The sequence below is a fragment of the Polynucleobacter difficilis genome (assembly GCF_003065365.1).
Taxonomy (GTDB): domain Bacteria; phylum Pseudomonadota; class Gammaproteobacteria; order Burkholderiales; family Burkholderiaceae; genus Polynucleobacter; species Polynucleobacter difficilis.
The window spans coordinates 488,194-499,965 of record NZ_CP023276.1; the positions used below are offsets into that span (position 1 = coordinate 488,194).

Here is an 11,772-nt window from a genome sequence, read left to right on the forward strand (position 1 = left end):
ATACGACACCCCCTCGATCCATTAGCCCTAATCTAGCTTCGCTATTGATTGTGATTGCGGAGCTGATGGGTACCTCGCTGTGGTTTTCCATCAATGGGGTCGCTGACAATTTAATTGATTCATGGAATATCAATCTTGCTGGTATCGGCATACTGACTAATGCGGTGCAACTCGGTTTTGTGGCGGGTACCCTCGTCTTTGCCTTAAGCGGGATTGCCGATCGATTTAAGCCCAGCCATCTTTTTGCAGCCTGTGCCTTGCTTGGGGCCTTGTTTAATGGCGCATTTGCTTTATTGGCGGATAGTCTTTGGATCGGGTCTTGCTTACGCTTCTTGGTTGGAATTTGTTTGGCCGGTATCTATCCCATTGGTATGAAACTCATCATGACCTGGCACCCCCAAAAAGCGAGCTCGCGGATTGCCCAGTTGGTCGGAATGCTCACAATCGGAACGGCGATTCCGCACGCTACCCGCTACTTCGGTGTGGATTGGCCTTGGCAAGAGGTTATTCTGCTGTCCTCTTTCCTTGCTCTTGTTGCCATGGGGCTGATTTTCTGGCTCGGCGATGGCCCCCACCTCAAATTAGGCAGTGCTGCACGGGTCAAACTCAGCGGCTTTCGTGAGCTCTTTGCTATTGCGGAATACCGTCGCTCTGCCTTGGGGTATTTCGGCCATATGTGGGAGCTCTATGCATTCTGGGCGCTGGTGCCATTTCTGATTGCGAGCAGCTACTCAGTTCAAAATCCCATCAACTTATCGGGACTCGCATTCGCTGTCATTGGGATTGGCGCCATTGGCTGCTTTCTGGGAGGTCAGCTTAGTAAATCCATTGGGGGAGTAAAGGTTGCCTCAAGCGCTTTAGCTCTATCTGGCATCTGCTGCTTACTTTATCCATGGATTTCTGGATTGCCACTGTGGGCACAAATTCTGTTTTGGATTATTTGGGGCATGAGCGTCATCGCTGATTCGCCACAATTCTCAGCGCTATCAGCACAAGCCTGCCCACCTGAAATCGTCGGTACTGCACTGACCATCCAAAATGCTATTGGCTTTACGATCACGATGATCTCGATTCAAATCAGTACCGTCCTCTTGCCCCTGATGGGTCACTACATTACCTGGTTATTACTACCAGGCCCTGTGTTGGGGCTCATTTTCCTGAATCGTATTTCAAGACGCACTTAATCAATATGCGTCGTATGAAATCCTTAAGTTGGTGATGCTTAGGACCAAGCTTGAGGGTTAAATCGGGGTGGAGACGTGCATTGGATTTGCTAAGCAAAAGAAAAAAGCCCCTGAACTTTCATTCAGGGGCTTCGTATTACTGGTGGGTCGGGCGAGATTCGAACTCGCGACCAACGGATTAAAAGTCCGCTGCTCTACCGACTGAGCTACCGACCCAGTAAAGACTGAAATTATAGCAATTATTTTGTTTTGGCCTTGAAAACGCCGGCCCCCTATTCTTAAGCCGCAGAGCGCCTTGCTACGGGGGGATTCTTGGCAAAGTAGTCCTTAATTCCCAGCAAAATCGCCTCTGCAATCTGCTCTTGGTAGGCCTCATCATTGAGCTTTGCCTCTTCTTTTGGATTGCTAATAAAGGCGGTTTCCACCAGGATGGATGGAATATCTGGAGCCCTGAGAACTGCAAAGCCAGCTTGCTCTACTTTAGGCTTATGCAGGGCTGCAAATCCGCCAATGCGCTGCAATACCGCGCTACCGACTTGTACCGAATCCTTGATTTGCGCGGTGGTCGACATATCGAGAAGCAGATGGGCCACTTGGTTGTCCGTTGTCTTGATATTGATCCCGCCGATTAGGTCGGATGCATTTTCTTTATTGGCCATCCAGCGCGCAGTGGTGCTGGTTGCGCCTTGTTGCGAGAGGGCAAAAACAGAAGCGCCCCTGGCATGTGGCTGGATGAAGGCATCCGCATGAATCGAGACAAAGAGATCGGCGCCCACTTGGCGAGCCTTACGCACTCGAGTATGGAGCGGCACAAAATAATCGCCATCGCGGGTCATAAATGACCGCATATTGGGCTCATTTTCGATCTTGTTGTTGAGGCGCTTGGCAATCGACAGCACAATGTTTTTCTCATAACTACCCCGAGCGCCAATAGCTCCAGGATCTTCGCCGCCATGTCCTGGATCTAAGGCGATGGTAATCAGTCGCTTAAAGCGTGGGCTGGCAGCAGTGTCTTTGGGTGCTGGAATCGCTTGCGCAGCCGGCGCGTCTTGGCGATGGGCAAACTGCGCAATCAGATCTTCTTCATTCTTTTTCTCGAGCGCCTGCTCTTTTTTTGCGCTACTGCGAACGAGTTGCATGAGTGGATCAGGCGGCGTTGTGGGGTAAAGATCAAATACAGAGCGGAATTTGTATTCGGCAACGGGCTCAAGGGTGAAGAGTTGCGGCTTAATGGGCTCTTTCAGATCAAACACCAAGCGCACCACATTGGGCTGAAATTGCCCCACTCGGATTTGCGACACGTAGGGATCGTTAGGCTTCACTTTAGCAACCAGATCCCGCAGGGTTGGATTGAGTTGCAAGCCAGTTACATCAACAACCAAGCGATCTGGCCCCGTCAGAATTTGGTGACTGACTTTGAGGGCGTTATCGGATTCGAGGGTGATGCGGGTGTAGTCTTCAGATGGCCAAACACGCACACCCAGAATCGTCGCTCCCCACGCGATGTCAGCCTTACCTAATAGCAGTATTAAGCCTAGCGTTGTAGCCGAGCCTTTAAGGTGTTTGCGCCGATTGGGGTTGATGTGATCTGCCATTGGCCCTGATTTTAGGGGAGATCGCCTTGCAGCTGAGCAAGAATTCTTAGGCCTAAATCGCTCAGGGCTTTGAGCTCAAATTGCCGTTCGGTCTCTAGTTCGCCTGCCGTAATCGCAATTTGCAGATCGAGCTCGGGAAGGGTGCCTTCTGCTTTTTCTGGCCACTCAATCAAGCACATACCGGGCGCATCAAAATGCTCTGCCAAGCCGGCTTCTTGCCACTCGAGGGGAGTGCGCATGCGGTACAAATCAAAATGAAAGGCCTCAGCCGTTTGTTTGCCGCACACAATCGGATACGACTCACAAAGCGAATAGGTTGGGCTTTTAACCTTGCCAGCATAGCCCATGCCCTGAATCAGGTAGCGCGTAAATGCCGTCTTGCCTGCGCCTAAATTGCCTTCTAGAGCGATATTGACATGCCGCTCTGGTGAATTAGCATCGGCAAAAAAATGCGCCAGTATGCTGCCAAGCCCCTTAGCGAGGTCAGCTGTTTCACTTTCTTGCCTACAATGTCTTTTAATCGATTTCAAATGGGAATCAGCTTGTGTGTCTAACGTGTAGCGTAGTTTATTCAGTAAATGCCGATCCCGCCTAAAACAATGCCTACTGCCGATCATTCGGCTGCGCCGGACGCCATCACAGGCCCTGACTTTCGGGCTTGGCTCGATCGCGAAGCCTTGGCATTGGGTTTTGATCGCCTGCGGATTGCCGATACCGATTTAGGGCTTGCGCCAGAGCGCTTGCGAGCCTGGTTGGCCGCCGGCTACCATGGTGAGATGGGGTATATGGAGCGCCATGCCGCTTTACGCTCCAGTCCAGAGCTGCTTCAGCCTGGCACCTTGCGCGTTGTCTGTGTCTCCATGAATTACGCCCCCGATCTAGATATTGACGCGGAGTGGAAGCGGATTGCTAGCCCCGGTGAGGCCGTGATATCGGTTTACGCCCGCGGCCGGGATTACCACAAAGTGTTGCGCCAGCGCCTACAGGATTTGGCTACGCGCATTGAAGCGCGCATCGGTCCGTTTGGCTACCGCGTCTTCACGGATTCAGCGCCGTTGATGGAAGTCGAGTTAGCGCAAAAAGCGGGATTGGGGTGGCGCGGCAAACATACGCTCTTGCTCAATCGCGAGTCGGGCTCGGTTTTCTTTTTGGGGGAGATCTTGCTCGATCTACCCTTGCCGGTGGATGCGCCAATAGAGCCCCACTGCGGTACTTGCAGTGCCTGCATTGATGTGTGTCCAACCGCAGCGATTACTGCTCCATATGTGGTTGATGCACGCCGTTGCATCTCCTACCTCACGATCGAAAACCCGGGCCTCATTCCACTGGAATTTCGAGCCGCCATGGGGAATCGTGTTTACGGCTGCGATGATTGCCAATTAGCTTGCCCGTGGAATAAGTTTGCGCAAGCAACGGCCTTGCCGGATTTTGCCGAGCGCAATGGTATGGGTGGAAGTTCTTTATTAGAGTTGTGGTCCTGGACTGCAAGCGATTTTGAGCGCCGCCATGAGGGGAGCGCCATTCGCCGCATTGGCTATATCCGCTGGCGCCGTAATCTCGCTGTAGCGATGGGCAATGCCTTGCGTTCAGAAAAGACTACTCCAGCACTGAAGGCAGTATTACGCGATGCCTTGCAAGAAGCGCAAGGAGCGGCTGATGCCTTGGTGCAGGAACACATCGATTGGGCCTTAGAGGCCCCATTCTTGGCATAAAAATCGGTCCACTCCTTCGGACTCATACAATCCCAATATGCCATCCGATCATGATCCCGCTTTAGAGCCCGCCCAAGGGTCTGAGTTGCATCGTTTTGCTAGTCGCAAGGATGCGTTTTGGAATGGCGTCAAAGATGCGAGCGGCGCTCCAGCTATGGTGCTCTTTGCCGGCATGGTTGGCTTTGGTGCGATGGGTAAAACCAGCGGCTTTGAGCTCAGTTTTACGACCCTCAGCAGTCTCTTAATGTTTGCACTACCCGGTCAAGTTGTATTGATGGAGATGATGGTTGCCGGTTCGTCACTGCTGGCCATTGCCCTGGCTGTCACATTGACATCAACGCGCTTTATCACCATGACCATCACTTTGTTTCCGCAGCTAGATCGGCGCGATCAAAATAAGGGCTTGTATGCTTCCGTCCATTTGCTAGCGATGACAGCATGGGCTGTGTCGATGCGGGAATTTCAGCGGATTGAGCCGCAGCACCGCTTAAGTTACTTTGCCGGCCTCGGTTTATTGTGCTGGATGATTTCAGTACCAGGGACGATCCTGGGTTATTTATTGGCAGGCGCAGTGCCCGTATTTATTACGCTCGGCTTGATTTTTATTAACCCCTTATTTTTCTTGCTGACTTTTGCTGAGGTGAAGCCATGGATTAATCGGATCGCGATTGCCTTGGGTTGTGTGATGGGTCCTTTCTTCTATTTACTGGATCGCGATACGAGTCTTTTGACTACCGGCATTGTGGCGGGGACTTTAGCGTATTGGATTGATCGTCAGTATTTGCGTAAGCGCAGATCAGCGTCGGATGGAGGCATGCTGTGATGGCCGAGCACTTACAGGGATGGGGGGTTTGGATTGCTCTCGCAAGCGCTTGCATTGGCACTTACTTATGCCGTGCGATCGGCGTGATGCTGGCAGGCAAAATCAACCAAGACAGCGAAATCTTTCGCTGGTTATCGGCAGTTACTTATGCCATGGTTGCGGCCTTAACCGTTCGCTTGATTGTGCTGCCAATTGGTTTGCTCGATACCGTACCGCTGTGGATACGGATTCTGATTTGTGTAATTAGCGTCAGCATCATGCTGTCAAAACCCCAGCAGCGTCTTGTCCCGGCCTTACTGATTGGTACGCTGCTGATGGTCTCGTACGGCGTGATTCGCTAAGGCCGTACGAGAGTCTTGGTTGTATTAAGGCTTTATTGCAAGTGGGCTGCCAAGATACGAGCAATGTGTACAGCATCGCGCTGCGTACCATCATGAATCTGATGACGGCAACTTGTGCCATCGGCAACCACCCAGCTATCGGGCGCTTGCCGTATTGCTGGCAATAAACTGAGTTCTGCCATTTGCTTTGATACCGTAATGTGCTCGACTTCATAGCCGAAGCTACCAGCCATACCGCAGCAAGAGGATTCAATCAGAGTGGGTTTTGCATTTGGAATGAGTTGCAGAAGTTCTAGCGCTGGCGTCACGGCAGCAAATGCTTTTTGATGGCAGTGGCCATGAAAGAGCACTGCGCGATCAGCCGGTTTGAGATTGAGTTTGAGTTTGCCGGATTTGGATTCATCGACTAAGAACTCTTCTAGCAGTTGCGCTTTTTGGCTGACACTCACCGCCTTTTGTCCAAAGCCCATTACTAAGGCCTCGTCTTTTAAGGTGAAGAGGCAAGAGGGTTCCAGGCCAACGATGGCAATGCCGCGCTCGGCATAGGGTGCCAGGTGCTCTACCAAGGCACCTAAGTGGGCCTTGGCTTCATCAACCATACCGGCAGCAAGGTAGGTGCGACCACAACAAAATTGCTTTGAGCATTTTTGTTCTGTAGCGGCAGTGCTATTCGCCGTATCCATTTGCGGAATGTGAATTTGATACCCAGCGGAGCGGAGCACCTGAATCGCTGCATGCACGTTCTCGTTCTCAAAGTAGGCATTAAAGGTGTCGACTAATAGTACGACCGCCTTACTCTCAGCTTGCAGTTGCTCTGGCGTGAAACGGTATTGTGCTGCGCTTGCTGCTGAATCGATCGGGGCATTCCAAAAAGTATCGCTACGCCAGACCGGCAGGGTACGCTCGGCCGAAATACCAGTGAACCACTCTTGTATCTTGGCAATGGCGGGGATGCGATTACGAATGTTGAGTAAGGCTGGTAGGCCTGGAATACGGCTGACCATCGGGACATAGTGCGGTAAGTGCGCAACTAGGCGATCACGCAGCGTGTGACCATGGCGTTTTTTGTAGTGGCTTAAATATTCCACTTTCATCTTCGCCATATCGACACCCGTTGGGCACTCACGGCGACAGGCTTTGCAGCTGACGCATAAATCCATGGCATCTTTGACCGCCGCAGTAGTGAGCGGATCTTCACCTGGCGCAGCATCCAGTTGACCGGATACGGCAAGGCGCAGGGTATTGGCACGACCACGGGTGAGGTGTTTTTCATCGCGGGTGACGCGGTAGCTCGGGCACATCGTGCCGGCATCGAATTTACGGCAATGGCCATTGTTATTGCACATCTCGACTGCTTTGGAGAAGCCATGCGCTGGATCGCCGCCACTACCGGGCGCGCTTGTTTCTTCAGTGACGGGATTGTTTTGCACATTCCATGCCGACCAATCTAGATTGGTCTTGAGGGGAATGATTTTGTATTCCGGCGGAAAGCGGAAATAACTCGAATCATCCATCTTTGGCGGATCAATGATTTTTCCGGGATTAAATAAATTATCGGGATCAAATGCGTGTTTGATCTCACGCAGGGCATCGGTAATCTTGGGGCCAAATTGCCATGTAATCCATTCGCCGCGGCACAGGCCATCGCCGTGCTCGCCACTGTACGCGCCTTTGTAACGACGTACCAGCTCAGAAGCCTCTTCGGCCATCGCCCGCATCTTCTGCGCACCATCGCGGCGCATATCCAAGATCGGCCGAACATGCAAGGTGCCTACGGATGCGTGCGCATACCAGGTACCGCGGGAGCCGTATTTTGAAAAGACCTCGGTGAGTGCGCTGGTGTATTCAGCAAGGTGTTCGAGTGGTACGGCGCAGTCCTCAATAAAGCTGACGGGTTTGCCGTCGCCTTTGAGACTCATCATGATGTTCAGACCTGCTTTACGAACCTCCCACAGATTTTTTTGCAGACCGGCATCTGGCATCGACACCACGCTATTGGGTAAGCCCAAGTCGCTCATCAATTCGTTGAGTGCGGCAACGCGTTCTAAAAGTGGGGCGTGCGCTTCACCGGAAAACTCCACGAGCAAGATTGCTTCGGGTGTTGGTCCTGCGGCATCAATCAGTGCGCTTTCAATGGTCTTTTTAAAGCTGGGATTGTGGCGCGCTAAATCAATCATGGTGCGGTCCACCAACTCAACGGCGGTAGGACCTAATTTGACAATGTGCTGCGCGCTATCCATGGCACGGTAGAAGCTTGCGAAATTCACGATGCCGAGCACCTTATGCTGTGGCAACGGGGCCAATTTCAGTTGCAGTGATTTGAAATACGCCAGCGTTCCTTCGCTACCGACCAACAAGTGCGCCAAGTTAACGCTACCGTCTTTGGTGTAGGGTAATTCGCTTTGCGGATGAAACACATCTAAGTTGTAGCCAGCCACACGGCGCATGACTTTCGGAAACATGGCTTCAATTTCCGGTTGCAAGCGATTGGCTAAGCCTTTAACAAAATCACCCAGCTGTTTTGCGCTTCCCGTGCTCTGATCATAGTTGCCAAATTGGGCGAGTTGGCCATCAGGTAGCCAAGCATCGATGCCCAAGACGTTGTGCACCATATTGCCGTATGCAAGCGAGCGACTGCCACAGGAATTATTTCCGGCCATGCCGCCAATCGTTGCTTGCGCTCCGGTAGAAACGTCAACGGGGTACCACAAGCCATGTTTTTTTAGATTGGCGTTGAGGTGATCTAGAACTAAACCGGGCTCCACTTCAGCCGTGGCGTTTTCGGGATCGACATGAAGGATTTTGCGAAAGGACTTGGTGTTATCAATGACCAGAGCAACCCCAGTGGTTTGACCGCATTGGCTCGTGCCGCCGCCGCGTGGCATTACCGGAATCGAGTGCTCCCGCGCTACCGCTAAAGCCGTTTCGATATCGGCCGCATCTTCGGGAATCACAACTCCAACCGGAAATTGCTGGTAAATCGATGCATCCGTGGCGTAGCGACCCCGGCTTGGGGTGTCGGTTAGCACCTGCCCACGGATGTGCTTTTGCAATTGGGAGCTGATTTCAGGGGGCAGGGCGGTTTTTGTTGGCATGGCTCAAGGTATGGGAAAATGGTAAATACATTCAGAATCGAGTGAAATTCTACAAAAGACCGACTATTTCAGCTTGATCCCCTGTTTTTTACAGAAGTTCGATTTTACGTGGCAATTGATTTTTAGAAGATTGACCCGCGTCGGATTAAGCAAGGGATTTTGAGCCTCAACAGCGACCGTTGCGGGATTCCACCGAATTCAGACCAAAACACCATTAGGAGACCACCATGTTGGCAAGCAAACCTTACCTGACCCAAGCAAACGTTCAAGCCATTCTGGACGCCGCCAATGCCCATGCTGCTGAAAACAACTGGGCAGTGACGATTGCAGTTTGCGACGATGGCGGCCATATGCTTGGCATGATTCGCCGCGATGGCTGTGCTCCTGTATCCGCTTACATTGCGCAAGAGAAAGCCCGTACGGCTGCAATGGGTAAGCGCGAGAGTCGTGTGTACGAAGAAATTATTAACAACGGCCGTACCTCCTTTTTATCCGCACCCCATATTCAAGGGATGCTCGAGGGTGGCGTCAATATCGATGTAAATGGATTTACCATCGGCGCAGTCGGCGTTTCCGGCGTGAAGTCTTCCGAAGATGCCAGCACTGCTAAGGCTGGGATCGCGGCCATTATTTAAGTTACCTTGACCAATACCACTGTAGATACAAACACTCCCGCAGAGTCTGCCGACTCTCCAGTTAGCATTACCTTCGCCGATTTTGGCCTTGACCCACGCGTTCAAAAGGCAATCGGCGAACAGGGCTACAACACCCCAACCCCCATTCAAGCGCAAGCGATTCCCCATGTGCTAGCGGGCAAGGATTTAATGGGTGCGGCGCAAACGGGCACTGGCAAGACTGCCGCCTTTGTGTTGCCCATCATTCAAAAGTTACTCCCTGGTTCGAGCAGCAGTGCATCGCCAGCGCGCCATCCCATTCGCGCACTGGTCTTAACACCAACCCGCGAACTGGCAGTACAGGTTGCCGATAATGCGGCCAACTACTCTCGGCATACGGATCTGCGCTCAACCGTCGTGTTTGGTGGTGTGGATATGCAGCCCCAAGTGGCTCAGCTGCGCAGTGGCATTGAGATACTGATTGCCACGCCTGGACGTTTACTCGATCACCTCGGCTCTAAAACCGCGAACCTGTCGCAAGTCGAGATCTTAGTCTTGGACGAAGCCGATCGCATGCTCGATATGGGCTTTTTGCCTGATCTGCAGCGCATCATTAATTTGATACCAGCGCAGCGCCAAACCTTATTGTTCTCAGCCACCTTTTCGCCTGAGATTAAAAAATTAGCACAGAGTTATTTACGCAATCCGGTTACGGTTGAAGTGGCGCGCCAAAATGCTGCTGCTGATACCGTCAGGCAAGTGGTGCACTTGGTCTCTGCGGCAGATAAACAGCGCGCTATCACCACCATCTTAGAGGCGCGTACGCGCCAGGGTTTATCGCGCCAATGCATCATCTTTACCAATAGCCGTTTAGGCTGCGCCAAACTCTCGCGGGCACTCGAGCGCGATGGCATTAAGGCCGGATCAATCCACGGCGACAAAAGTCAGGGTGAACGTACGTTGACTTTGGATGCATTTAAGTCGGGCGCCATTGAAGCTTTGGTTGCAACCGATGTTGCAGCGCGCGGACTGGATATTCCAGCGATGCCTTGCGTGATTAACCATGAGTTGCCTTACAACGCCGAGGACTTTATCCATCGTATTGGTCGTACAGGACGGGCAGGTAGTACTGGCGATGCGATTGCCTTGGTAGATGATGGTGAAAAGCGCTTGTTAGACGACATCGAAAAATTGATGAAGCGCAAATTGCAAGTGATGCCGCTGCCAGAGATCAAGGGCGGCAAAACAGCAGACCCATTTTTCTATAAGCCTTATCAAGCCGGCGCAGCGCCAGCCGGTGGCGCACAAGCAGCGCCCAAAGCGAGTCTTGACGATGGCAACCCCGATCAGCCGATCGCTAACCCCATTAGAAAAGCAGGCATTACGCCCGCTAAATCACCAGTTGGCGCTTTACTCGGTGGCATGAAAAAAAAGACCGGTTAGTTTTGAGTGCGGCTGATCTGCTTGGTCTTATCGGCCCAAGCATGCGTGGCCTGCAGTAACCACTCTGCAATCGTTTGGTCTTGCCCATCACTGAGATTTCTTAAACCCAGATGCAGTGCAGCGGTCTGCAATGCCTGTAAAACAGCAGCATCACTTGCAGTATCGATTTGAGTAGCATGGGTCTGCTTACTCAACTTTTCCCCGTGGGGATCTAAAACCAGTGGCAAGTGGCGGTATTGGGGAGTCGCGTAGCCCAAAACCCCTTGCAAGTAAATTTGCCGCGCGGTGTTGCTGAGTAAATCAGCGCCCCGCACAATGTGCGTGATGCCTTGTCTTGCATCATCAACCACCACGGCCAGTTGATACGCAAAAATCCCATCGGCTCTGCGTAATACAAAATCCCCTACATCTGCATTCAGGTTTTGTTCTTGCGGTCCCAACTCCGCATCGCTAAAGCGAATCCATTGATCGGGTTTGAGGGCAAGGCGCCAAGCAGAAGGTGAATCACTATTGGGAAGCTGCGCTTGCCAAACATGGCCATTGCGGCAGGTGCCCGGGTAGACCTGCTCTTGATTGCGAGCCCTGAGTAGGCCTTGGCTGCTCAGCACACTTGAAATCTGTTGGCGTGAGCAAGCGCAGGGATAAACCTGCCGATCGCTGTAAAGCGTTTCTATGGCGTTTTGGTAGGCCGTGAGCTGCTGGGATTGCCAGATCACTTCCTCGTCCCAGGTAAGCCCACAGGCCTGTAGCTGAGCCAAAATGTGCTGGTCCATGCCTGCAATGCAGCGCGGCGCATCCAAATCCTCGATGCGGACGAGCCAAGTACCTTGATTGGCGCGGGCATCCAACCAGCTTCCCAAGGCGCTGGCCAGTGAGCCGGCATGCAAAGGTCCGGTTGGCGAGGGCGCAAAGCGCCCGCGGTAGCAGGGATGGGGTGGTTTTAAGCTAGACACAGCTAAAATCAT

General features: G+C 52.4%; 10 protein-coding genes and 1 tRNA gene. 6 read left to right on the forward strand and 5 right to left on the reverse strand.

Annotated features, from left to right (window positions below):
- The first annotated feature begins 65 nt into the window (after positions 1–65).
- Entirely contained in the window at positions 66–1,184 is a 1,119-nt protein-coding gene (locus tag AOC34_RS02595) for an MFS transporter (RefSeq protein ID WP_108470002.1), read from the forward strand.
- 140 nt (positions 1,185–1,324) lie between these two features.
- Here the strand turns inward: AOC34_RS02595 and AOC34_RS02600 are convergent.
- The 3 genes from AOC34_RS02600 to tsaE form a co-directional block, all read right to left on the reverse strand.
- Positions 1,325–1,400, reverse strand: a tRNA-Lys gene (locus AOC34_RS02600).
- 62 nt (positions 1,401–1,462) lie between these two features.
- Positions 1,463–2,779 (reverse strand): N-acetylmuramoyl-L-alanine amidase, encoded by a 1,317-nt coding sequence (locus AOC34_RS02605; protein ID WP_108468646.1) that lies wholly within the window; start codon positions 2,777–2,779, stop codon positions 1,463–1,465.
- Between the two features lie 11 nt (positions 2,780–2,790).
- On the reverse strand, positions 2,791–3,309 hold the full coding sequence (tsaE, locus tag AOC34_RS02610; protein WP_234408137.1) for a tRNA (adenosine(37)-N6)-threonylcarbamoyltransferase complex ATPase subunit type 1 TsaE: 519 nt from the start codon (positions 3,307–3,309) through the stop codon (positions 2,791–2,793).
- Positions 3,310–3,357: 48 nt separating this feature from the next.
- Here tsaE and queG point away from each other — a divergent pair, with 48 nt between their 5' ends.
- From queG to AOC34_RS02625, 3 genes are read left to right on the forward strand one after another with little or no spacing between them, the layout of a single operon-like run.
- Positions 3,358–4,491: a tRNA epoxyqueuosine(34) reductase QueG gene (gene queG, locus AOC34_RS02615; protein WP_108468648.1), complete on the forward strand. Its 1,134-nt coding sequence runs from the start codon at positions 3,358–3,360 to the stop codon at positions 4,489–4,491.
- Positions 4,492–4,528: 37 nt separating this feature from the next.
- The gene (locus AOC34_RS02620) at positions 4,529–5,314 is read left to right on the forward strand and encodes an AzlC family ABC transporter permease (RefSeq protein ID WP_108468649.1); all 786 of its coding nucleotides are present in this window, start codon (positions 4,529–4,531) and stop codon (positions 5,312–5,314) included.
- Positions 5,314–5,655: an AzlD domain-containing protein gene (locus AOC34_RS02625; RefSeq protein WP_108470003.1), complete on the forward strand. Its 342-nt coding sequence runs from the start codon at positions 5,314–5,316 to the stop codon at positions 5,653–5,655. The genes AOC34_RS02620 and AOC34_RS02625 overlap by 1 nt, the downstream gene beginning before the upstream one ends.
- Positions 5,656–5,687: 32 nt before the next feature.
- Here AOC34_RS02625 and AOC34_RS02630 read toward each other — a convergent pair whose 3' ends face one another.
- The gene (locus AOC34_RS02630) at positions 5,688–8,750 is read right to left on the reverse strand and encodes an FAD-binding and (Fe-S)-binding domain-containing protein (RefSeq protein WP_108468650.1); all 3,063 of its coding nucleotides are present in this window, start codon (positions 8,748–8,750) and stop codon (positions 5,688–5,690) included.
- A 230-nt stretch (positions 8,751–8,980) separates the two neighbouring features.
- Here AOC34_RS02630 and AOC34_RS02635 point away from each other — a divergent pair, with 230 nt between their 5' ends.
- Positions 8,981–9,385 (forward strand): heme-binding protein, encoded by a 405-nt coding sequence (locus tag AOC34_RS02635; RefSeq protein WP_199908337.1) that lies wholly within the window; start codon positions 8,981–8,983, stop codon positions 9,383–9,385.
- Positions 9,386–9,391: 6 nt separating this feature from the next.
- A complete protein-coding gene (locus tag AOC34_RS02640) occupies positions 9,392–10,807 on the forward strand; it encodes a DEAD/DEAH box helicase (RefSeq protein WP_108468652.1) in 1,416 nt (471 codons plus the stop codon).
- Here AOC34_RS02640 and gluQRS read toward each other — a convergent pair.
- Entirely contained in the window at positions 10,804–11,772 is a 969-nt protein-coding gene (gluQRS, locus tag AOC34_RS02645; RefSeq protein WP_108470004.1) for a tRNA glutamyl-Q(34) synthetase GluQRS, read from the reverse strand. The genes AOC34_RS02640 and gluQRS overlap by 4 nt on opposite strands.

Bases quoted from the DNA above. Each gene is read 5' to 3' on its own strand.
- queG (WP_108468648.1), top strand. From the start codon at position 3,358: ATGCCGATCCCGCCTAAAACAATGCCTACTGCCGATCATTCGGCTGCG.
- AOC34_RS02620 (WP_108468649.1), top strand. From the start codon at position 4,529: ATGCCATCCGATCATGATCCCGCTTTAGAGCCCGCCCAAGGGTCTGAG.
- AOC34_RS02625 (WP_108470003.1), top strand. From the start codon at position 5,314: ATGGCCGAGCACTTACAGGGATGGGGGGTTTGGATTGCTCTCGCAAGC.
- AOC34_RS02595 (WP_108470002.1), top strand. From the start codon at position 66: ATGGGTACCTCGCTGTGGTTTTCCATCAATGGGGTCGCTGACAATTTA.
- gluQRS (WP_108470004.1), bottom strand. From the start codon at position 11,772: ATGATTTTAGCTGTGTCTAGCTTAAAACCACCCCATCCCTGCTACCGC.
- AOC34_RS02605 (WP_108468646.1), bottom strand. From the start codon at position 2,779: ATGGCAGATCACATCAACCCCAATCGGCGCAAACACCTTAAAGGCTCG.
- AOC34_RS02630 (WP_108468650.1), bottom strand. From the start codon at position 8,750: ATGCCAACAAAAACCGCCCTGCCCCCTGAAATCAGCTCCCAATTGCAA.